We start from the raw sequence: 22,009 nt of genomic DNA, 5'->3' as shown, positions 1-22,009 counted from the left end.
TCGGACACCGCGGCAAAGCGTCTTATTCCAGTCCGAGCTTGTCCTTGACGATCTGGTTGACCGCCGCCGGGTTGGCCTTGCCGCCCATGGCGCGCATGACCTGGCCGACGAACCAGCCCGCCAGCGTCGGCTTGGCCTGCGCCTGCGCGACCTTGTCCGGGTTCGCGGCGACGATCTCGTCGACCGCCTTCTCGATGGCGGAGGTGTCGGTCACTTGCCGCATGCCGCGCGATTCGACGATCTCGGCGGGGTCGCCGCCCTCGTTCCAGACGATCTCGAACAGGTCCTTGGCGATCTTGCCGGAGATCGTCTCGGCTCGGATCAGGTCGAGGATGCCGCCGAGCTGGTCGGCCGAAATGGGAGTCGATTCAATGTCCTTGCCGGACTTGTTCAACGCACCCAGGAGGTCGTTGATGACCCAGTTCGCCGCCTGCTTGGCGTCACGCCCCTTGGCGACGGCCTCAAAATAGTCGGCGATCGCCTTCTCCGAGACGAGGATCGAAGCGTCGTAGACCGAAAGCCCGGCATCGGCGACGAGCCGCGCCTTCTTGTCGTCCGGCAGTTCGGGCAGATCCTTCGCCAGCGCGTCGACATAGGCTTGGTCGAACTCCAGCGGCAGCAGGTCCGGGTCGGGGAAGTAGCGGTAGTCGTGCGCGTCTTCCTTCGAGCGCATCGCCCGCGTCTCGCCCTTCACCGGGTCGAACAGACGCGTCTCCTGGTCAATCGTGCCGCCGTCCTCGATGATCTCGATCTGGCGCCGCGCCTCGGCCTCGATGGCCTGGCCGACGAAGCGGATGGAGTTGACGTTCTTGATCTCGCAGCGCGTGCCGAACTCGCCCCCGGGGCGGCGGACGGAAACGTTGACGTCGGCGCGCATCGAGCCTTCGTCCATGTTGCCGTCGCAGGTGCCGAGATAGCGCACGATGGTCCGCAGCTTGGTGAGATAGGCCTTCGCCTCGTCGGCCGAGCGCATGTCGGGCTTGGACACGATCTCCATCAGCGCGACGCCCGAGCGGTTGAGGTCGACATAGGACATCGACGGATGCTGGTCGTGCATCGACTTGCCGGCATCCTGCTCGAGGTGCAGGCGTTCAACGCCGATCTCGACGTCGTCGAACTCGCCCTTGTTGTTCGGGCCGACAGCGACCTGGACGACGCCCTCGCCGACGATCGGATCCTTGAACTGCGAGATCTGATAGCCTTGCGGCAGGTCGGGGTAAAAGTAGTTCTTCCGGTCGAAGACCGAGCGATGGTTGATCTTCGCCTTCAGGCCGAGACCGGTGCGGATCGCCTGGCGCACGCATTCCTCATTGATCACCGGCAGCATGCCGGGCATCGCCGCATCGACGAGGCTGACATTGTCGTTCGGGGCCGAGCCGAAGGTCGTCGAGGCGCCGGAGAACAGCTTGGCGTTGGACAGCACCTGCGCATGGACTTCGAGGCCGACGATGATCTCCCAATCGCCGGTGGCGCCGGCGATGAACTTCTTCGGATCAGGAATGCGGGTGTCGACGAGCATGGGGGCGAGCTTTCAAGAGGTCGGCAAGGCTTGGCAAAGCGCTAGAGCAAAGGCGTCGGGGGTTCAAGGAGGGGCTGCATCAGGCGGGGAAAAGGGCTATCCTTCTGGCTCAGACAGGCCTCCTTTGCACCCATATCGCCGATTGGAGACGAGATGACTTTCCAATCCAGGTTGATCGATCCGACAGGCGACGCCCCACCCAAGATGTCGGTCGAGGCATTTTTTCGCTGGGCGGAAACGCGTGACAGAAAATTTGAGCTCGTAAACGGAGTTCCGAGCTTGCAGCCATGGGTCAAGAGTAGCCATTCGCTGATTGCTGGCAATGTGTCGTTCGCGTTGCAGACGCAGCTGGATAGAGCCGTTTACGCTGTTCACCAGGGTGATTTCGCAGTCGCAACGGGACCGGAGAGCATTCGGTATGCCGATGTGCTGGTCGAGCCGCTGGGGGACGCTCTGGATGGGCGACTGGCCGATGCTGCAGTCGTCCTCATCGAGATCCTTTCGCCCAGCACCGCGCATATCGACTTCGGTCCGAAAGCGCGGGAGTACATGGCCCTGCCTCTGTTGACGACTTATCTGATCATCGATCAGGAGAGGCGCTATGCGTGGCGCTGGAGCCGCGATGCCGAGGGCGATTGGCCAGGGTCGCCGGACCTGTTCGATGAGCCGGACGCGGCAGTCGCGATCCCCGGAATCGGCGCCGAACTGCGCTTCGAGGACATTTACCGAAACGTCCGATGAGCGCCGGATCTGACGTTCACACCCCCAGCCGCTCCTCTTCCGCAATAGCGGCGGCGACGAGTTGCTGCCAGAAGGCACCGTAGAGTTCGGGATCGAGGCCGTGCGAAACTGCTCGCTGGCGGGCATTGGCGACGACCTCGTCGACCCGCTCCGGCACGTTGGCGGGAATGCCGGCGCTGCGCTTCAGCTCGGCGGCACGGTGGATGTAGGTCATCCGCTCGGCGAAGCGCTCGAACAGTTCGGCGTCGAGGGAGTCGATCTCTGCACGAAGCTCGGCCATCGACTGGCACTGGGCGGGGGCGGTTCGGGGCGTCTGGCTCATCAAGGGCCTCCTAGTGGTCGCCGGAGATGCGATCGCTGAGGGCCAGCATCACGGCCGACACGACGAAGACGACATGGATTCCGACGAGCCAGGACATCTGGGTCGAATTGGTGGCTTCCCCGAGGGTCATGAAGGCCTTCAGCAGCTGCACGGCGGAGATCGCCACGATCGACCCCATCATCTTCTGCTTCAGACCGACGAAGTCGATCTTCGACATCCATTCCGGCCAGCCCGGATGCTCGGCTGGATCAATGCGTGAAACGAAGTTCTCGTAGCCGGAGAAGACGACGATAAGGACCAGGCTGCAGATCAGCGTCAGATCGACCAGCGTCAAGATCCCGATGATCATCTCGGTCTCCGTGGCCGAGAAGCTGTGGGTGACGAAGTGCACGAGCTCTATGACGAAATGCAGCAGCAGCACGAAAGCGGCGATCAGCAGGCCGACGTAGAAGGGCGCGAGAATCCAACGGCTGAGAAATATGCCGTGCTCGATCTTTTTCTCGATAACGCGACGTCGACCGCGATCCTCCGGTAGCCCCGCGGCCGCCGGCGCAGGAGCGCTGCCAGGCGCCGCAGCGCCCTCCGCCGGCGCGTTGTCGCCGATCACCTTTACCACCACTTTGCCGGCGCGAAACGACCCGCCGCCTGCTCGATGACCGAGGCCGTCGCAAACAGCGTCTCCTCGTCGAAAGGCCGGCCGATCAGCTGCAGACCAAGCGGCGTGCCCTCGCCGGAGAGACCGGCGGGAACCGCGATGGCCGGCAGGCCCGCCATGTTGACGGTGACGGTGAAGACGTCGTTGAGGTACATCTTGACCGGGTCGGAAGCCATGTCCTCGTCGGCGATGCCGAAGGCGGCCGAGGGCGTCGCGGGCGCGAGGATGGCATCGATGCCGTCGGCATAGACGGTCTCGAAGTCGCGCTTGATCAGCGTCCTCACCTTCTGCGCCTGCAGGTAATAGGCGTCGTAATAGCCCGCCGAGAGCACGTAGGTGCCGATCATGATCCGGCGCTTGACCTCGCGGCCAAAGCCCTCGGCGCGGGTGTTCTCGTACATCTCGGTGATGTCGCGGCCGGGAACGCGCAAGCCGAAGCGCACGCCGTCATAGCGCGCGAGGTTGGACGAGGCCTCCGCCGGGGCGACGATGTAATAGGCCGGCAGCGCGTACTTGGTGTGCGGCAGCGAGACATCGACGATCTCGGCGCCGGCCTCGCGCAGGAAGGCGATGCCCTTCTGCCAGACCGCCTCGATCTCCTCCGGCATGCCCTCGACGCGATATTCGCGGGGAATGCCGATCTTCAGCCCTTTGACCGAGCGACCGACGGCGGCCTCGTAGTCCGGCACCGGCCGATCGACGGAGGTCGTGTCCTTGGGATCGACGGAGGCCATCGACCGCAGCAGGATCGCCGCGTCACGGACGTCGCGGGCGATCGGACCGGCCTGGTCGAGCGAGGAGGCGAAGGCGACGGTGCCCCAGCGCGAGCAGCGTCCATAGGTCGGCTTGATACCGACCGTGCCGGTGAAGGCGGCGGGCTGGCGGATGGAGCCGCCGGTGTCGGTCGCCGTCGCGCCCGCGCAGAGGTGCGCTGCCACAGCTGCCGCCGAACCGCCGGACGAGCCGCCCGGCACGAGGTCAAGGTTCGAGCCCTTGCGGCGCCACGGGTTGATGACCGCGCCGTAATGGCTGGTCTCGTTCGACGAGCCCATCGCGAACTCGTCCATGTTCAGCTTGCCGAGCATCACCGCACCGTCGGCCCAGAGATTGGCCGTCACCGTCGATTCGTAGGGCGGCTTGAAGCCGTCGAGGATGTGGCTCGCTGCCTGGGTATGGACCCCCTTGGTGGCGAAGAGGTCCTTGATGCCGAGCGGGATGCCTTCCAGCGCGCCGGCCTCGCCGCGCGCAATCCGCTCGTCTGACGCCTTGGCCATCGCGCGGGCCGGCTCTTCCGTAACCGCGACATAGGCGTTGAGCGCACCGTTGGCAGCTTCGATCGCGCCGAGATAGGCCTCCGTCAGTTCGACAGCGCTCGCGGCCTTGCGGTGCAGCGCGTCGCGGGCTTCGGCGATGCTGAGGGCTGTAAGGTCGGTCATAAGGGGTCCGTTTCGTCGGATCTGAGGTCTGTCGGGATCGGATGATCGATTTCCGAGAGCGAATTCTGGTCTGTTTCAGTTGGCGGCGAGCGGCTTCTCGTAGAATACCGAAAAACCGCTGTCGGGATAATCGCCAAACGGGCCGCGGCGGCTGAAGCCGGCCCGCTCGTAGACGCGCCAGGCCGCGGGATGTCTGTCGCCGGTCTCGAGGACCAGCCGCGACAGCCCTTCGGCGCGGGCCATGGCCTCGATTTCCGCGATGATCCGTCCGGCAATGCCTTGACCCTGGAGGTCGGGGCGCACGTACATCCGCTTCACCTCGCCATCCCCGGCCCGGGGGCCGTCGACGCCGGCGATCCGCCGGAGAGCGCCACAGCCCACGGCTTCACCGTCGCGCCGCGCGATCCAGACGGTGGTCGCGGCATCCGCCATCTCCTCGACCGTCATGTGGTAGCAATGCTCGGGCGGCGACAGCTCGAGCAGCGCCGCGTTCAACGCCGCGATGAGGCGGCGGACATCATCCTGAAGCGGTGATTCCACGGCGATCTCGATGGCCACGCTCTGCTCCTACTCGACGACCTTCGGCACCATGAAGAAGTTCTCGTCGTGCGCCGGGGCATTCAGCATGATGTCGGCGACCTTCCCGCCATCGTCGATCACATCCTGGCGCTTGCGCATCTCCATCGGAATGACGGAAGTCATCGGCTCGACCCCGGACACGTCGACTTCGCCGAGCTGCTCGACGAAGCCCAGGATCGCGTTGAGCTCGCCTTGCATCGCGACGACGTCCTCCTCGCTGACGGCGATGCGCGCGAGACGCGCGACTCGGCGGACTGTGGCGGTGTCGACGGACATGGGATTCCCCGAAAATGCTGGAAACGACAGCGGCCGCCCGAGGCGACCGCGTGGTGACTGGCTATAGCGAGGCTGGTCGGGCGAGGCAAGAAACCCGCCTGCCCGACCGTTCGTGGTTAGACCTCGAAGGCTTCGCCGACGTTCGGCATGCGGATTCTGCGACCGTCGCCTTCCATCGCCTCGACGAACTTGTTCGCATCGGGATCCAGCGGCGGGAAGGTGCCGTAGTGGATGGGGACGATGGTATCGAAATCGAAGTAGCGTCGGCAGGCGAGTGCCGCGACGGCGCCGCCCATGGTGAAGCGATCGCCGATGGGAACGAGGCCGATCTTGGGATGGTGCAGCTCTTCGATCAACGCCATGTCGCCGAAGATGTCGGTGTCGCCCATGTGGTAGACCGTCGGGCCGTCGTTGAAGTGGAAGACGAGGCCGTTCGGCATGCCGAGATAGGTCACGGTGCCGTCGTCCTCGAGAAGGCCGGACGAGTGGAAAGCCTGGGTGAAGGTGACGGAAAAGTCGTCGAACTTCAGCGTTCCGCCGGTGTTGGACGGCTCGATGTTGGCGACGCCCTTCTTGTTCAGCCACAGACACAGCTCATAGGTCGCGGCGACCTTGGCGTTGTGCTGCTGGGCGAGGCCGACGGTGTCGCCGACATGGTCGGCATGACCATGGCTGAGGACGATGTGCGTCACGCCTTTTGCCGCTTCGCCGATGTCGCCCTTGAAGTGCGTGTTTCCGGTCAGGAACGGGTCGATGAGGATGACCGACGCCCCGGTTTCGATCCGGAAGGCCGAATGGCCGAAATAGGTGATCTTCATGGAAATCCTTGCTTCTCAGACGGCTATGGTGCGGCGGGGACTATCACCCGGTCCATCTCGCCGGTAAGTGACCGGTTCTGGAGCGGCGTCAAGACCGGTCGGGGGCTCGGCGCAAAGCCATGCCCGTCATCGGAGAAGTCGTATGAGCATCGTCGATATCACCGCCCTGAAAGCGATGCTGCCGGCTGGCACGGTCGTCGCCGGCCTGGATCTCGGCACCAAGACGATCGGCGTGGCGATCTCCGATCTCGGGCTGCGGTTTGCGACCCCGCGAAAGGTCATTCGGCGCAACAAGAAGTTCGCCGCCGACGCGGAGGCTTTGCTGCAGATGCTGCAGCTGGAGCGCTGCGGCGGAATCGTCATCGGGCTGCCGCTGAACATGGATGGTTCCGAAGGGCCGCGTGCCCAGTCGACCCGGGCGTTCGTGCGCAACCTCCTGCGCGTGGACACGCGGCCGATCGCCTTCTGGGACGAACGCTTGTCGACGGTCGCGGCCGAGCGGAGCCTGATTGACGCCGACGTCTCGCGCAAACAACGGGCGGAGCGGATCGACTCAGCGGCGGCCGCCTTCATTCTTCAGGGCGCGTTGGACAGGCTTTCCCGGCCCGACATGGCCGGCTGAGACTGGCCCAGCCGCCAGCGCCGGTAATGCGTCACCAGCTTGCGACGCCGGGCAAAGGCAAGGACCGCGCCGACGATCAGCGCATCGGCGAGAATGCCCTTGGCCAGCATCGGCAAGAATAGCTCGGGCTCGACGCCGACGACATTAGACAGGGCCGACAGCAGCCAATGGTGAAAGGCGCGGGAGAAGATGCCCGGCCCGATGTCAAGCATGGCCAGGTAGTGCCAGAGCCAGAAGCCGGCGACCGGGCAGACCCAGCAGAGGGCGAGCTTCCGGATCAACGGCGGCGGTCCTCGTGTTCCCCAGCCGGCTCAGCATAAAGACGGGTCTGCTGCGCCATGGCTGCGGCGATGACGGCGATCCCGGCGCGAAACTCCGCCTCGTCGTCCGGGGCTTCGTCGGTGATAAAATGGTCGAAGGCAAGAAATGCCACGGTCGCCGCCAGCGCCGCCCAGAAGCCGAAAGATGTGCCAATGGATGCCGTTGCACCGAGGCCGGGGGCAGACGCCAGCAGCGCCAGAACGCCGAGCCCAACCATTCCAAGCCGTTCCCCGGTAAGCCGTCGGTCGATCCTTTCCTCGATGAGGAAATGGAGGCCCGACGCGAGCAGCGCTCCAGCCAGCAGCATGAGAAAGGTCGGCAGCTCAATGCGCGTGAGGACGGCCGTCGCCTCGACGACGGGACGGGACGACCGCAGGATGTCGCCCAGTCCGGACGCGCGCTGGAAGACCTCGACCGCCAGGAAGCCGATCCAGGCGCCGAAGGCGAGGGTTGTGGGAAGACGTCGCATGAGGCCATCATCATGGTTAGCGGATCGTTAAGCGATCTTCCGCTTTCGCGCAGCCGAGGGCAACGGCATTCGCCGAAGAAGCTTAACCGGCCGGCTTGGCCCGGGCCGAAGCCCGGCAAGATCGGTGAACTCTGGCGTTCCGGTGGAGGCATCGCTTGCCGCCTTCCCCGCTTTTCCCTATAGCCCGCACCTGACATGAGCGCGCCCTTCACTCCTCCCGTCTTTCCCCATCGCCATCTCCTCGGCATGGCGAATCTGTTGCCGCACGAGATCGAGCAATTGCTCGATCTTGCCGAAGCCGAAGTCGAGGTGGGGCGACGACAAGACAAGAAGAAAGGGGTGCTGAAGGGCCGCACCCAGATCAACCTGTTCTTCGAGGCGTCGACCCGAACCCAGGCCTCGTTCGAGCTGGCCGGCAAGCGGCTCGGCGCCGACGTCATGAACATGTCGGTGTCGAACTCTTCGGTGAAGAAGGGCGAGACGCTCGTCGATACCGCGATGACGCTCAACGCCATGCATCCCGACATCCTGGTGGTGCGCCACCATGCCGCCGGCGCCGTGGCGCTTCTGGCACAGAAGGTCGGCTGCTCGGTGGTCAATGCCGGAGACGGCGCCCACGAGCACCCGACGCAGGCACTCCTCGACGCGCTGACCATCCGCCGCCACAAGGGCAAGATCGCCCGGCTGACGGTGGCGATCTGCGGCGACGTGCTGCACAGCCGAGTCGCCCGCTCCAACATCCTCCTTCTCAATGCGCTCGGCGCCCGCGTCCGGGTAGTCGCCCCTTCGACGCTGCTGCCGGCGGGCATCGCCAACATGGGCGTCGAGATCTTCCACGACATGCGCGAGGGTCTGCGGGACGCCGACGTGGTGATGATGCTGCGGCTGCAGCGCGAGCGGATGGCGGGATCCTTCGTGCCGTCGGTCCGCGAATACTTCCACTATTTCGGCCTCGACGCGGAGAAGCTCGCTTACGCCAAGCCCGATGCGCTGGTCATGCACCCCGGCCCGATGAACCGCGGCGTCGAGATCTCCTCCGAGGTTGCCGACGGGCCGCAGAGCGTCATCGAGGAGCAAGTGGAGATGGGGGTCGCGGTGCGGATGGCGGTCATCCAGGCGCTGCTGCCGATGGCCGGGAGCAACACATGAGCCCCTCGCCCCTCGTCTATCAGAACATCCGAATCGTTGATCCCGCGCGTCAGTTGGATAGCGTCGGGACGTTGATCATCGAGAACGGCCGCATCAGCGCCGCCGGACCGGATGCGCTCGGCCAGGGCGTGCCGGATGGCGCCGAAGTGGTCGACGGCTCGCGCCTTGTCGCGCTGCCCGGACTGATCGACGCGCAGGTCTTCATCGGCGAGCCCGGCGGCGAGCACCGGGAGACGATCCGCTCCGTGAGCCGGGCCGCCGCCGCCGGCGGCGTCACCTCGATCCTCACCATGCCCGACACCGATCCGGTGGTGGACCATGTGGCGCTGGCGGAATTCGTCATGCGCACCGCCCGCGAGACTGCCGACATCAACGTCTTTCCTGCCGCCGCCCTCACCCGTGGACTGGCCGGCGCCGAGATGACCGAGATCGGGCTGCTCGGCGAATCCGGCGTGCGGGCCTTCACCGAGGGCCGCAAGACGATCCGCAATCCCGCTCTGCTGCGTCGGATAATGACCTATGCCCGCGACTTCGACGCGCTGGTGATGCACGAGACGCAGGATGCCGACCTGACGGGCGCCGGCGTGATGACCGAGGGCCTCGTCGCATCCTGGCTCGGCCTCTCCGGCGCGCCGCGCGAGGCGGAAATCATCCCGCTGGAGCGCGACCTTCGTCTGGCCGAACTGACGGGCTGCCGCTACCACGCCTCGAAGCTCTCGGTCTCGACCTCGGCCGAGGTGATGCGCGCCGCAAGACGGCGCGGCGCGCACGCCACCGCCGGCGTCTCCATCAACCATCTCTCGCTGAACGAGAACGATGTCGGCGAATACCGCACCTATTTCCGCCTCTCGCCGCCGCTGCGGACCGAGGACGACCGACTCTCGATGGTGGCGGCCCTCGCCGACGGCACGATCGATATCATCGTCTCCTCGCACGATCCGCATGACGAAGACGGCAAGCGCCATCCCTTCGCCGAGGCCGATGTCGGCGCGATCGGGCTGGAGACCTTGCTGCCGGCGGCGATGCGCCTCGTCCACTCCGGCGAAGTGTCGCTGATGCGGATCGTCGAGGCGCTGACGCTGGCGCCCGCGCAGCTCCTGAAGCTCGAGCGCGGCTCGCTGCGACCGGGCAGCGTCGCCGATGTCGCGATCGTCGATCTCGACGCGCCCTTCATCTATTCCAAGGCCGATATCCGCTCGAAATCGAAGAACACGGCCTTCGAGAACGCCCGCTTCCAGGGCAAGGTCTTGCGCACTATCGTCGCAGGCCGCACGGTGTACGAACGCGGCGACGACAGGGGCTAGCATGCTGCAGGATTCCGCCAGCGCCACCGTGATCGCCGGGCTGTTCTTCCTCGGCTACCTCTGCGGCACCATTCCGTTCGGCCTGATCCTGACGCGTCTCTTCGGGCTCGGCGATTTGAGGGCCATCGGCTCCGGCAATATCGGCGCGACGAACGCGCTGCGTACCGGCAACAAGCTGCTGGCCGCGCTGACCCTCGCTGGTGATCTCCTGAAAGGCACGGTCCCGGTCCTCATCGGCTGGCACTTCGGTGAACTGGCGGCGGCCGCGGCAGGCGTCGGGGCGTTTCTCGGGCACCTCTTCCCGGTCTGGCTCCGCTTCAAGGGCGGCAAGGGCGTCGCGACCTACATTGGCGTCCTCCTCGGTTTCGCCCCGGTGGGCGTGCTGATCTTTGCCGCTGTGTGGATCGCGACGGCTGCGGCCTTTCGTTTCTCTTCGCTCGCAGCTCTGGCCGCGACGCTCGTCGTGCCGATCGGCTATGCCCTCCTCGGCAATAAGACGGCCGCCATCCTCTCAGCTGTCCTCACCGTGATCGTCTACCTCAAGCACCGGCCGAATATCGAGCGGCTGATCGCTGGCACGGAAGGCCGGCTTGGCGGCAAGGGGTGAGCGGCGCGGATGCCCCGTCCGGCATCCGGTTGACTCCCGCCCAGCGGCTGGCCTGGCTGCGGCTGATCCGCAGCGAAAACGTCGGTCCGGTCACTTTCCGGACGCTGATCAACCGCTTCGGCGGTGCCGATGCAGCGCTTGAGGCGCTGCCGGATCTCGCCAGACGCGGCGGCTCGGAGCGATCGCTGAGGATCGCGGGGATTGCCGAGGTCGAGTCGGAAATGGCGCAGGCCGACCGGCTCGGTGCGCGCTTCGTCTGCCTCGGCGAGCCCGACTATCCCGCGCTGCTGCGCGCCGCGGACGGCGCACCGCCGGTCATCGCCGTCATGGGCAAGGCCGAGCCGCTGAACCGCCCGAGCGTCGCCATTGTCGGCGCCCGCAACGCTTCCCTTGCAGGCATCAAGTTTGCCCAGCACATCGCCGCGGAACTCGGCCGTGCGGGCTTTGTCGTCGTCTCCGGGGTCGCCCGCGGCATCGATACGGCAGCGCACGAGGCGAGCCTCGACAGCGGCACGGTCGGCGTCTTTGCCGGTGGGTTGGACCGACCTTATCCTAAGGAGAACCGCCCCTTGATGCGGCGCATCGTCGATTCCGGCGGCTGCCTCGTGTCGGAGATGCCTTTCGGCTGGGAGCCGCGGGCGGCCGACTTTCCCCGCCGCAACCGCATCGTCGCGGGCCTCGCGCATGGCCTTCTCGTCGTGGAGGCCGCGACCCGCTCCGGCTCGCTGATCAGCGCAAGGCTCGCCGCCGAGATGGGCCGCATCGTGTTCGCCGTTCCGGGCTCGCCGCTCGACCCGCGGGCTGCCGGCACCAACCAGTTGCTGAAGGACGGCAGCCTGCTCGTCACGACCGCATCCGACATCATCGACGCTTTGCGGCCCTTCGACGAGCGGATACGAAAGGGCGGTGCGGACCTCGTCGAGGAGGAGATAAGCGAGATGGCAGCGGACGTGCCGAGCGAAACCGACCGGGCCCGTATCGTCGAGTCCCTGGGAATGACGCCGATCGCGATCGACGACATCATCGCCCATACCGGCGCGTCGCCGGGCGTGGTGCAACTGACGCTGCTGGAACTCGACCTTGCGGGCCGACTGGAGCGTCACTCCGACGGAAGGGTGTCGCTGGCGGGATGAGCGCCGGCCTTTGTGAGGCGCTCGATCGCCTCGGCCCGGGCCAGTTCGAGGAGGTAGGCGAGAAACGGACCACCCTCCCGCCCCGAAACAACCTTTAGTTGCGATAGCATATCGCTGACGTAGCGAAGGTTTCCGCCGGGCGGACGATGTTGCGGTGGTTCATCCATCGGCTTGTCGAAACTCACAGGCAATCGGGAGCGAGACGGCACCAATATAGCACTTACTGGTTGCCATGATTTCTACAAAACTATCTTAGGTTGCAAGAGCGTTCCCGTCCACCCCCTCGGCGGGGCTTGACCGCTCGTTCTTCGCTGTCCATGTGTGCGGAGATGGTTCGGCTCTGAAGCGACGCACAACCCTTCCGAGCAACCCCCACTGACATCGAGAATCTAGGACCGGCAGCACATGGATTTGGTCATCGTCGAGTCGCCGGCAAAAGCGAAGACGATCAACAAGTATCTCGGCTCGAACTTCAAGGTTCTGGCCTCCTACGGCCATGTCCGAGACCTGCCGGCGAAGGACGGCTCGGTGCTGCCCGATGACGACTTCTCGATGAGCTGGGAGATCGGCAAGTCGTCGGGACCGCGCCTCACTGAGATCACCCAGGCGATGAAGACCGCCGACCGCCTGATTCTCGCGACCGATCCGGATCGCGAGGGCGAGGCGATTTCCTGGCATGTGCTGGAAGTGCTGAAGGCCAAGAAGGTCATCGGCACGAAGCCGGTCAGCCGCGTCGTCTTCAACGCCATCACCAAGAAGTCCGTTCTCGACGCGATGGCCAATCCGCGCGAGATCGACGTGCCGCTGGTCGACGCCTATCTCGCCCGCCGCGCGCTCGACTATCTCGTCGGTTTCACGCTCTCGCCAGTCCTGTGGCGCAAGCTGCCCGGTGCCCGTTCGGCTGGCCGCGTGCAATCGGTGGCGCTGCGTCTCGTCAGCGACCGCGAGAGCGAGATCGAGCGCTTCAAGCCAGAAGAGTACTGGAACATCGCCGCGCGGCTCGCGACACCGCGCGGCGACGAGTTCACCGCCCGCCTGACCGGCTTCGAGGGCGACAGACTGCAGCGCCTGTCGGTCAACAATAGCGAGCGCGCCGGTCGCATCCGCGACATGCTGGATGGCGCAAGCTTCAAGGTCGCCTCGGTTGAGGCCAAGCCGACCAAGCGCAATCCGGGCCCGCCCTTCACCACTTCGACGCTGCAGCAGGCGGCCTCCGCCAAGCTCGGATTCTCGGCCTCGCGCACCATGCAGATCGCCCAGAAGCTCTACGAGGGCATGGAAATCGGGGGTGAGACGGTCGGTCTCATCACCTATATGCGAACCGACGGCGTGCAGATTGCGCCCGAGGCGATCGAAGAGGCCCGCAACGCGGTCGTCGAGACCTTCGGCCAGAAGTATGTGCCGGAGAAGCCGCGCATCTACACCTCGAAGGCCAAGAACGCCCAGGAGGCGCACGAAGCGATCCGGCCGACCTCGTTCTTCCGCTTGCCGAAGGACGTCGAGCAGTATCTCGACCGTGACCAGGCGCGGCTCTACGACCTCATCTGGAAGCGGACCATCGCCAGCCAGATGGCGTCGGCCGAGATCGAGCGGACGACGGTGGAGATCGCCGCCAGCCGCGGCGCCGAGAGCGCGACGCTCCGGGCGACGGGCTCGGCCGTGCGCTTCGACGGCTTCCTCGGCGCCTATGTCGAGCACAGCGACGACAGCGCGCCCGCAGGCGGCGAGGACGACGACGAGTCGGCCCGCCTGCCGCGCATCGAGGCGAACGAGAAGGCCGACAAGCGCGAGATTCTGTCCTCGCAGCACTTCACCGAGCCGCCGCCGCGCTACTCCGAGGCCTCGCTGATCAAGAAGATGGAAGAGCTCGGCATCGGCCGTCCTTCGACCTATGCCGCGACCCTGCAGACCTTGCAGGACCGCGAATACATCATCAACGAGAACCGCAAGCTGATCCCGGACTCCAAGGGGCGGCTGGTCACGGCCTTCCTGCACAACTTCTTCGAGAAGTACGTGGAATACGACTTTACGGCGGATCTTGAGCAGCAGCTCGACCGGATCTCCTCGGGCGAGCTCGCCTGGAAGGACGTGCTGCGCGAGTTCTGGAAGGATTTCTCCGCCCAGGTCGACGGCACCAAGGAGCTGCGGGTCACCGACGTTCTCGATGCGCTGAACATTGAACTCGCACCGCTCGCTTTCCCGCCGAAGGAAGACGGCACCGATCCGCGCGCCTGTCCGCGCTGCGGCAACGGCCAGCTCAGCCTGAAGCTCGGCAAGTTCGGCGCCTTCGTCGGCTGCTCCAACTATCCCGATTGCGGCTTCACCCGGCAGCTCGGCAGCAACCTGTCGGCGGAAGCCGCGGATGGCGGTTCGGACGAGCCGCGCGAACTCGGCGTAGACCCCGATACCAGCGAGCCGGTGACCCTGCGCTCGGGGCGTTTCGGTCCCTACGTGCAGCGCGGCGAAGGCAAGGAAGCCAAGCGTTCGTCCTTGCCGAAGGGCTGGATGCCGGCGGAGATGGACTTCGACAAGGCGTTGCAGCTGCTCAGCCTGCCGCGCGAGGTGGGCCTGCATCCGGAAAGCGGCAAGCCGATCCTCGCTGGCCTCGGCCGCTACGGTCCATTCCTCCAGCATGATGGTGCCTACGCCAATCTCGAGACCATCGAGGACGTCTTCACCGTCGGCATCAACCGCGCGGTGACGGTGATCGCGGAGAAGAAGGATCGCTTCAGTGCAAGGGCGAAGCCTGCGGCCCTGGCGACGCTCGGCGAGCATCCCGACCTCGGCGGTGAGATCACCGTGCGCGAGGGCCGCTTCGGGCCTTACGTCAATGCCGGCAAGGTCAATGCCACGCTGCCGAAAGGCAAGGACCCCACCAGCGTGACGCTGGAGGAGGCGATCGTCCTTCTAAACGAGCGGGCCGAGAAGACTGGCAAGGCGCCGAAGAAGAAGGCCCCTGCCAAGAAGGCCGCCGGCGCGAAGGCTGACGGCACCAAGGCGAAGGCTGCCACGACCAAGGCGGCCGGGACGAAAACCGCGGCGGCAAAGAAGCCCGCCGCCAAGAAGCCTGCGGCCGAGGGCGCAGCCAAGACCAGCGCGCGTGCCAAGCCCAAGCCCAAGGCGGAGGTCGCAGCCGCGCCGCCGGTGAAGGCGGCGCCGACGATGACGCTGATCAAGGCGCCCAAGGCCGCCAAGCCGGCAGCGGAATAGACGGAATGGCCAAGCGCGACAAACCCTTCGACATGCGGACGGTGCTGACGCGCGAGGCGGTGCTGCGCTTCGTCGCCGAGAACCCGGATCAAGCCGGCAAGCGCGAACTCGCCAAGGCCTTCGGGGTGAAGGGCGACGACCGCATCCTCCTGAAGGACATCATCGCCGACCTGCAGGCCGATGGCCTGCTCGCGGGCGGTCGCAAGCAGTTCTCGAGGCCCGGCGCCCTCCCCGACATCACCGTCCTTGAAATCCGCCGGCGCGACGACGAGGGCGGACTGCTCGCCGAGCCGCTCGGCTGGGACGTGACGGCCAACGGCCCTCGCCCCGTCTTCGTCGTTCGGCAGAAGCGCGAGGGACCCGTCGCCGGCATCGGCGACCAGATCCTGTCGAAACTCGACCGCAGCGACCCCGAAGAACAGACCGCCTCGGTCATCCGCGTGCTCGAGCGCAAGAAGACCATCGCCCTTGGCGTCTTCCGCGAGGTCCCCGGCGGCGGTGGCCGGATCGAGCCGGTCGAGCGCCGGCAGCTCGAATACATCATCGGCCCCGACCAGACGAACGGCGCCAAGGACGGCGACCTCGTCGAGGTCGAGCCGTCCGAGCGCTCGCGCGCCGGCCTGCCGGTCGGCCGGGTCACCGAGATCATCGGCTCGCTGACCAGCGAGAAGGCGATCTCGACCATCGCTCTGCACGTCCACGGCATCCCGCATGTCTTTCCGAAGCCGGTGATCGCCGAGGCTGAAGAAGCGCCCTCGACGGTGCCGCTGACCGACCGCGAGGACTGGCGGAAGCTGGCGCTGGTAACCATCGACCCCGCCGACGCCAAGGACCACGACGACGCCGTCCATGCACGACGCGACGACGATGCGGCCAATCCCGGCGGCATGGTGCTGACCGTCGCCATCGCCGACGTCTCCTGGTACGTCCGGCCCGGCTCGAAGCTCGACGCCGAGGCGCGGCTGCGCGGCAACTCCGTCTACTTCCCCGACCGCGTCGTGCCGATGCTGCCGGAGCGCATCTCGAACGATCTCTGCTCGCTGAAGCCGGACGTGGATCGCCCGGCCATAGCGGTCCGAATGACGATCGACGCCTCGGGCGAAAAGATACGCCACTCCTTCCACCGCATCCTGATGCGCAGCCACGCCAAGCTCGCCTATGCCGTCGCACAGAAGGCCGTGGACGGCGAGACGACGACGGTCGAGCCCGTCATCCTCGACACCGTGCTCCGGCCGCTCTGGGAAGCCTATGCACTGCTGAAAACGGCTCGGACCAAGCGCCAGCCGCTCGATCTCGACCTGCCGGAAAAGAAGATCATCCTCGGCGCCGACGGCAGGGTGGCGACGGTGATGATCCCCGAACGCCTCGACGCGCACCGGCTGATCGAGGAGTTCATGATCCTCGCCAATGTCGCGGCGGCAGAGACGCTGGAGTCCAAGCGCCAGGTGCTGATCTACCGCGCGCACGACACGCCCTCGCTCGCCAAGCTCGAATCGCTGCGCGACTTTCTGCGCACGCTGGACATCAGCCTCGCCAGGTCCGGCACGCTGCGTCCCTTCCACTTCAACGGCATCCTCCACCAGGTGAAGGGCACCGAGCACGAAAGTCTCGTCAACGAGGTGGTGCTGCGCTCCCAGAGCCAGGCAGCCTATTCGCCGGAGAATATCGGGCATTTCGGCCTGAACCTCATGCGCTACGCGCACTTCACCTCCCCAATCCGGCGCTATGCGGACCTCATCGTCCACCGGGCGCTGGTGACGGCGCTTGGCCTTGGCGAAGGCGGCCTCGGCCGCGAGGAATCGCTGGAGCTCGACAAGGTCGCGGAGGAAATCTCTCGCGCGGAGCGGCGCGCCATGTCGGCCGAGCGCGATACCGTGGACCGGTTGATCGCCCATCATCTGGCGGACCGGATCGGCGAAGGTTTCGACGGCCGCATCTCCGGGGTGACCAAGGCCGGCCTGTTCGTCCAGCTGCCTGCCTTCGGCGCCGATGGCTTCGTGCCGATCTCGACGCTCGGCAACGAGTATTTCAACTATGACGAAGTCAGCCATTCGCTGGTCGGCAGCCGCTCCGGCGCCGGCTATCGGCTCGGCGACACCGTCGAGGTCCGGCTGGCCGAGGCGGTGCCGCTGGCAGGCTCGATGCGGTTCGAGATGCTGAGCGAGCCGCGGCCCTTGCCGGGCTCCACGGCCTCGTTCCACAAGGGACGGCCTCGGGCCTCTGGCCGCCCGGGTCGGTCGGACAGAAACGTCGCGGGCCGAAGGAACAAGCGATGACCGACGGCGCCTCACCGGCCACCGGCATGCCGGATATCAGCGACCGCATGCTGTGGCGTTCGATCGGACGCGGTTTTCTCTGCCGCTGCCCGAAATGCGGGACGGGAAAACTGTTCGACGGTTACCTCAAGAGCGTCGACCATTGCGCTGTTTGCCATGAGGAATTTACCCATCATCGCGCCGACGATCTGCCGCCCTACTTGACGGTTTTCGTCGTCGGACATCTGGTGATCGCGCTTTTCATGGCGGCCGAGCAGATGGCTGATCTGTCGCTCATTGCCCACCTTGCGATCTGGATCCCGATCACGCTGGTCCTCTGCCTTGCCCTTCTCCGCCCGTTCAAGGGGGCGACGATCGGGCTGCAATGGGCGATGCGCATGCATGGTTTCGGCGAATCGCCCGATGGCGCCGACCACTAGGTCGGCTGCGGTGTCCTCGTATACGGATCGTTTGACGCCTGCGAACCCCGGCTCGCGGTTGCCGCTGCGGCCACGCGATGCCGGCACGCTTCTCATTATCGACGAGAGTTGCGGCATGCCGCGCCTCCTGATGGGGCGCCGCGCCGCGCGGCTCGCCTTTCTGCCCGGCCAATACGTGTTTCCAGGCGGCCGGGTGGAGATCGGCGATTTCGGCTCATCCGGGCGCATGACGCTCCCTGCCCCGACGCGCGAACGTCTGATGGCCGCGACCGCATCCGGCTTCACCGAGCGGCGAGCTATCGCCATCGCGCGCGCCGCCGTCCGCGAGACGTTCGAGGAAGTCGGGGTCCGCGTCGGCAGCTCTGTCGATGGCGATGTGATCGTCGACGTTTCCGGTCTGGCGCCGGTGGCCCGAGCCATAACGCCGCCCGGTCACATCCGTCGTTTCGACACGCGCTTCTTCTGCGTGTCGGCCGACAGCGTCGTTGCGCCGCAATCCTTTGTTATGCGCGCCGATGACGAGTTCGATCATGTCGACTGGTTTCGCCTCGACAGGCTCGACACGCTTGATCTTCCCGGCATAACCCGGCACGTCCTCGCCGATATCGATACCAGGCTGCGCGACGGCAGCTGGCGTGATACCAGCCGGGCGATGCCCTTCTATCGGACGCGCCATGGCCGTCCCGTTCGAGAGATGATCTGACTCCCATGGACAACGGACACAAAACGAGCCTCTCGGAGGACATCGAGACGGAGCTCGAGGCCGTCGACTGGGTGGCTGCCGGCGCGGCCATCGCCTCGATCAGCGCGGTCGGCATCGCGCTGGGACTTGGTCTGCCGCTGCTCAGCGTGATCCTGCAGCAGCGCGGCATCTCGGCGACGATGATCGGCGCCAACACCGCCGTCGCCGGCATCGCCTCGCTGGCCGCCGCCCCGCTGATCACGCCCATCGCCCGGCGCGTCGGCGTTCGGCTGACCATGGCGCTGTCGATCGTCGCGGCTTCCGCCTCGGCCTTCGCCTTCTACTTCCTGACCGAATTCTGGATGTGGTTCCCGCTGCGGCTGGTGTTCCACTTTGCCATCACCGCTCTGTTCATCCTCTCCGAGTTCTGGATCAGCGCGGCCGCGCCCTCTGAGAAACGCGGCCTGATGCTTGGCATCTACGCGACCTTCCTATCGCTTGGCTTTGCCTTCGGTCCTTGGCTGTTCTCGCAGATCGGCTCGACCGGAATATTGCCCTTCGCGATCGCCGCCGGCGTGATTCTCGCCGCGCTTCTGCCGCTGGCGCTCGCTTGGAACCGCCAACCGCAGATCGGCGGACACCGTCCCGGCGCGTTCTGGCGCTATCTCTACGCCGTGCCGACGGCAACAGGCGCGGTACTGATCTTCGGCGCCGTCGAGGCCGGTGGTTTCGCGCTGTTCCCGATCTACGGGCAGATGATGAACTTCTCCGAGGCCAGCGCTGCCCAGCTGCTGACCGCGATCGGTCTCGGCAACGTGCTCCTGCAGATCCCGATCGGCCTGTTCAGCGACCGGGTGAAGGACCGCCGTTCGCTGCTCCTGTTCTTCGCGACCGTGGGCCTTGTCGGCTCGCTCTGCCTTCCCCTTCTGATCAACAGCTGGTGGATGATGGCGAGCGTCCTGTTCCTGTGGGGCGGCGTGGTAGCGGGGCTATACACGGTCGGCCTCGCGCATCTCGGCTCGGAGCTCAAAGGCTCGGAGCTCGCTTCGGCGAATGCCGCCTTCATCTTCTGCTATTCCGCCGGCATGCTGATCGGACCGCAGACGATCGGCAGCTCGCTCGATCTCTTCGGCCCGTCCGGATTTGCCTGGGCGCTGGCGTTCTTCTTCGCCGCCTATGTCATCCTGACCTTGGCACGACTGGTGCTGCACCGGAAGCAGTCTTGACTTCGCGCGCGGCTCGGCTAGTGTTCGCGCGAAATAGTGGGTCGGTGCGGACATTCGTCTGATCGGCCTTGGAGACAGGCTGCCGCGCTCTTGGAGGCACGTCTGCTTCCGGATCGGGTTCCCGGTCAAACCCGACATTGCCGCAAGCCTCATGCACGGTCCCCGACCGGCCGGGACCTGCTAGACCTCCTTCTGAAGACAATGGAATACGGATATGGCGAAGGCGACCACCATCAAGATCAAGCTGCTCAGCACCGCTGACACCGGCTCGTTCTACGTGACCACGAAGAACAGCCGCACGATGACCGACAAGATGACGAAGACGAAGTACGACCCGATCGTGCGCAAGCACGTCGAGTTCAAGGAGACCAAGATCAAGTAAGCCATTGGCTTTATTGATCGGTCACTGAAAACGCCGCTCCTTTCGGGGCGGCGTTTTGCGTTGGGGGGCTGAAACGGTTGCTGGCAACTGCCGCCGGATCGGCCGCTCGCTGAGCCAGATGCAAGGTAGTCCCGTTTTCGCGCTTACGTCAGGGGGTAAGCACATTCCGCCGCAGTGGCGAAAGAAGACGCGGCTATTTCCAGGGATGTCTGCGCGGGCATGCTGGGAGGCGGATCTGGGTTGCCTGAAGACGGAAGCGGATCGGTCGGCTTCCGGCGGCGGTGCGAGGACACCGCCATGGGCCGTGCAAGCCGACCGACCACCCGATGGATAGCCCAGAGGTTGTGACGAAGCTGAGCCGGCCAAGGGAGAATCAGCCGCGCCGGCAAGGGCCGGCGACGTTTCTTCCGACGAGGAAGGTCACGCGATTCGGAGCGGAAAGCAACCAGTCGGCGAGTGTCGGATCAACAGCCGGTTGACAATCGTCGCTCTTCTTCGGTGCCAAGGCTGATCACCCGGTTGCGGCCGTCGCGCTTGGCCGCGTAGAGGCCGAGATCGGCCCGTTGCAGGAGCCTCTGCCGATCGTCGCTCGCCTGGTCGAGGACCGCGATCCCGATGCTGACGGTGACCGTGATCTTCTCCTGCGAGATCTCGAAAGGATGCCCGGCGACCAGCTCCCGCAGCCTTTCGGCGATGGTGAACGCCACCCGCGTGTCCGCTTCCGGCATGACGATGACGAATTCCTCGCCGCCGAAACGGCAAGCGAGATCGCTGGCGCGCAGGCTCTCCTTCAGCCGCGCAGCGAACTGCCGAAGGACGGCATCGCCGGCGTCATGCCCCCAGCCGTCATTGATGCGCTTGAAATGGTCGATGTCGGCGATCAGAACCGCGAGCGGCTTGCCATCGGCGCGCGCGCGCGCAATGGCGCTCGGAACATAGGTCTCTAAGAAGCGACGGTTGTTGAGACCGGTCAGCGGGTCGATGGCCGCCATCTCGATCGTCGCCTTCAGCGTTTGCCGCAGGCCCTCGTCGTAACGCCGCCGCTTGATCTGCGTGAGAACGCGGGCGGAAAGCTCGTTCCGATCGATCGGCCGGACCAGATAGTCGTTTGCGCCAAGCTCGAGCGCCTTGGCAGTCCTCGCCTCGTCGGCCGGATCGGTGAGGAGCAGGATCGGGATCTGGCGAAGGTGATCGCTCGACCGGATCTGCGAACAAAGCCGCAGGGGATCGTAGCCAACCGCCGAGAGACTGATGATGAAGATGTCGTAGCTGCCGGTCGCCTCTTCCTTGAGGACGGTCGACGGGTCGGCAACCCCGACCACCTCGTGGTCGCTGCGCAGATATTTCCGCACGCGGCCCGCCGTGCCGTCGCTCTCGCCGAACACCAGTACCCGCCCCCCAGATCCGCCATTGGCGATCCGCGCCAGGATGTCCGTCCCGGCCATCAGGTCGACCGTGGTCTCCGCCCGCGCCCGCAGCTCGTCGGTCAGGAGCTTCAGCCGGGTGAGGCTGCGCACGCGGCTGAACAGCTGGAGATCGCGGACCGGCTTGGTCAGAAAATCGTCCGCGCCGGCCTCGAGCCCCTTGAGCCGGTCGCTCGCCTCGTCGAGCGCGGTGATCATCACGATCGGCAAGTGCTGCGTGCGGGAATTCAGCCGCAGAGCGCGGCAGACGGCATAGCCATCCATGTCCGGCATCATGACATCGAGGAGGACGAGGTCGATGGTCTCGCGGGCGCAGATCGCCAGAGCCTCGTCACCACTGGACGCGGTGATCACCTCGAAATACTCGGCGTGAAGCCGCGCCTCCAGCAGCCGAAGGTTCACCTCGATGTCGTCGACGACCAGGATTCGCGCGGTCATG

At 65.8% G+C, this 22,009-nt stretch carries 22 protein-coding genes; 12 read left to right on the top strand and 10 right to left on the bottom strand.

The annotated features are described in order from the left end of the window. Positions 1-22 precede the first annotated feature (22 nt). Positions 23-1,519 (bottom strand): Asp-tRNA(Asn)/Glu-tRNA(Gln) amidotransferase subunit GatB, encoded by a 1,497-nt coding sequence (gene gatB, locus ACZLZQ_RS15430; RefSeq protein WP_472950132.1) that lies wholly within the window; start codon positions 1,517-1,519, stop codon positions 23-25. A gap of 153 nt (positions 1,520-1,672) precedes the next feature. Between gatB and ACZLZQ_RS15425 the strand changes: the two genes are divergently transcribed. After that, positions 1,673-2,260, top strand: a complete 588-nt coding sequence (locus ACZLZQ_RS15425; RefSeq protein ID WP_472950131.1) for a Uma2 family endonuclease — start codon at positions 1,673-1,675, stop codon at positions 2,258-2,260. Between the two features lie 16 nt (positions 2,261-2,276). On the opposite strand, the gene ACZLZQ_RS15420 is transcribed toward ACZLZQ_RS15425, so the two are convergent. The 6 genes from ACZLZQ_RS15420 to ACZLZQ_RS15395 form a co-directional block, all read right to left on the bottom strand. Next, positions 2,277-2,582, bottom strand: coding sequence for a chorismate mutase (locus ACZLZQ_RS15420; protein WP_472933494.1), 306 nt, complete (start codon positions 2,580-2,582; stop codon positions 2,277-2,279). A gap of 10 nt (positions 2,583-2,592) precedes the next feature. After that, positions 2,593-3,198 (bottom strand): TIGR00645 family protein, encoded by a 606-nt coding sequence (locus ACZLZQ_RS15415; protein ID WP_472950130.1) that lies wholly within the window; start codon positions 3,196-3,198, stop codon positions 2,593-2,595. Continuing rightward, positions 3,192-4,673 carry an Asp-tRNA(Asn)/Glu-tRNA(Gln) amidotransferase subunit GatA gene (gene gatA / locus ACZLZQ_RS15410; RefSeq protein WP_472950129.1) on the bottom strand — a complete coding sequence of 494 codons (1,482 nt, stop codon included), beginning with the start codon at positions 4,671-4,673 and terminating at the stop codon, positions 3,192-3,194. The genes ACZLZQ_RS15415 and gatA overlap by 7 nt, the downstream gene beginning before the upstream one ends. A 75-nt stretch (positions 4,674-4,748) precedes the next feature. After that, positions 4,749-5,231 carry a GNAT family N-acetyltransferase gene (locus ACZLZQ_RS15405; protein WP_472950128.1) on the bottom strand — a complete coding sequence of 161 codons (483 nt, stop codon included), beginning with the start codon at positions 5,229-5,231 and terminating at the stop codon, positions 4,749-4,751. Between the two features lie 9 nt (positions 5,232-5,240). Continuing rightward, positions 5,241-5,528, bottom strand: coding sequence for an Asp-tRNA(Asn)/Glu-tRNA(Gln) amidotransferase subunit GatC (gatC, locus tag ACZLZQ_RS15400; protein ID WP_472933497.1), 288 nt, complete (start codon positions 5,526-5,528; stop codon positions 5,241-5,243). A 116-nt stretch (positions 5,529-5,644) separates the two neighbouring features. Further along, positions 5,645-6,346 (bottom strand): metal-dependent hydrolase, encoded by a 702-nt coding sequence (locus ACZLZQ_RS15395; RefSeq protein WP_472950127.1) that lies wholly within the window; start codon positions 6,344-6,346, stop codon positions 5,645-5,647. Positions 6,347-6,488: 142 nt separating this feature from the next. Here ACZLZQ_RS15395 and ruvX point away from each other — a divergent pair, with 142 nt between their 5' ends. Continuing rightward, a complete protein-coding gene (gene ruvX / locus ACZLZQ_RS15390) occupies positions 6,489-6,968 on the top strand; it encodes a Holliday junction resolvase RuvX (protein WP_472950126.1) in 480 nt (159 codons plus the stop codon). On the opposite strand, the gene ACZLZQ_RS15385 is transcribed toward ruvX, so the two are convergent. Further along, positions 6,923-7,249 (bottom strand): DUF6105 family protein, encoded by a 327-nt coding sequence (locus ACZLZQ_RS15385; protein WP_472950125.1) that lies wholly within the window; start codon positions 7,247-7,249, stop codon positions 6,923-6,925. The genes ruvX and ACZLZQ_RS15385 overlap by 46 nt on opposite strands. Beyond that, complete coding sequence (locus ACZLZQ_RS15380) at positions 7,246-7,758, bottom strand: hypothetical protein (protein ID WP_472950124.1); 513 nt, start codon at positions 7,756-7,758, stop codon at positions 7,246-7,248. Before ACZLZQ_RS15380 ends, ACZLZQ_RS15385 begins: the two co-directional genes overlap by 4 nt. 195 nt (positions 7,759-7,953) lie before the next feature. On the opposite strand from ACZLZQ_RS15380, the gene ACZLZQ_RS15375 reads away from it, so the two are divergent. From ACZLZQ_RS15375 to rpmG, 10 genes are all read left to right on the top strand, one after another. After that, on the top strand, positions 7,954-8,907 hold the full coding sequence (locus ACZLZQ_RS15375) for an aspartate carbamoyltransferase catalytic subunit (RefSeq protein ID WP_472950123.1): 954 nt from the start codon (positions 7,954-7,956) through the stop codon (positions 8,905-8,907). Continuing rightward, the gene (locus tag ACZLZQ_RS15370; protein WP_472950122.1) at positions 8,904-10,211 is read left to right on the top strand and encodes a dihydroorotase; all 1,308 of its coding nucleotides are present in this window, start codon (positions 8,904-8,906) and stop codon (positions 10,209-10,211) included. Before ACZLZQ_RS15375 ends, ACZLZQ_RS15370 begins: the two co-directional genes overlap by 4 nt. Before the next feature lies 1 nt (position 10,212). Then, positions 10,213-10,818, top strand: a complete 606-nt coding sequence (plsY, locus tag ACZLZQ_RS15365) for a glycerol-3-phosphate 1-O-acyltransferase PlsY (RefSeq protein WP_472950121.1) — start codon at positions 10,213-10,215, stop codon at positions 10,816-10,818. Then, the gene (gene dprA, locus ACZLZQ_RS15360) at positions 10,815-11,951 is read left to right on the top strand and encodes a DNA-processing protein DprA (protein WP_472950120.1); all 1,137 of its coding nucleotides are present in this window, start codon (positions 10,815-10,817) and stop codon (positions 11,949-11,951) included. Before plsY ends, dprA begins: the two co-directional genes overlap by 4 nt. Positions 11,952-12,356: 405 nt before the next feature. Next, positions 12,357-15,161, top strand: a complete 2,805-nt coding sequence (gene topA / locus ACZLZQ_RS15355) for a type I DNA topoisomerase (RefSeq protein ID WP_472950119.1) — start codon at positions 12,357-12,359, stop codon at positions 15,159-15,161. Between the two features lie 5 nt (positions 15,162-15,166). Then, the gene (gene rnr, locus ACZLZQ_RS15350; protein WP_472950118.1) at positions 15,167-17,437 is read left to right on the top strand and encodes a ribonuclease R; all 2,271 of its coding nucleotides are present in this window, start codon (positions 15,167-15,169) and stop codon (positions 17,435-17,437) included. Next, positions 17,434-17,856, top strand: coding sequence for a DUF983 domain-containing protein (locus ACZLZQ_RS15345; protein WP_472933509.1), 423 nt, complete (start codon positions 17,434-17,436; stop codon positions 17,854-17,856). Before rnr ends, ACZLZQ_RS15345 begins: the two co-directional genes overlap by 4 nt. 115 nt (positions 17,857-17,971) lie before the next feature. Then, a complete protein-coding gene (locus ACZLZQ_RS15340) occupies positions 17,972-18,559 on the top strand; it encodes an NUDIX domain-containing protein (protein WP_472950117.1) in 588 nt (195 codons plus the stop codon). A gap of 5 nt (positions 18,560-18,564) precedes the next feature. After that, complete coding sequence (locus tag ACZLZQ_RS15335; RefSeq protein ID WP_472950116.1) at positions 18,565-19,764, top strand: MFS transporter; 1,200 nt, start codon at positions 18,565-18,567, stop codon at positions 19,762-19,764. A gap of 214 nt (positions 19,765-19,978) precedes the next feature. After that, positions 19,979-20,146 carry a 50S ribosomal protein L33 gene (gene rpmG, locus ACZLZQ_RS15330; protein ID WP_472933512.1) on the top strand — a complete coding sequence of 56 codons (168 nt, stop codon included), beginning with the start codon at positions 19,979-19,981 and terminating at the stop codon, positions 20,144-20,146. Between the two features lie 464 nt (positions 20,147-20,610). Here the strand turns inward: rpmG and ACZLZQ_RS15325 are convergent, their stop codons facing one another. After that, complete coding sequence (locus tag ACZLZQ_RS15325) at positions 20,611-22,008, bottom strand: PleD family two-component system response regulator (protein WP_472950115.1); 1,398 nt, start codon at positions 22,006-22,008, stop codon at positions 20,611-20,613. Position 22,009 lies beyond the last annotated feature (1 nt).

Source organism: Mesocryomonas lacus, from assembly GCF_055730105.2.
Note: the sequence above shows the minus strand (reverse complement) of the source record. Positions and strands in the feature narration are given on the sequence as shown.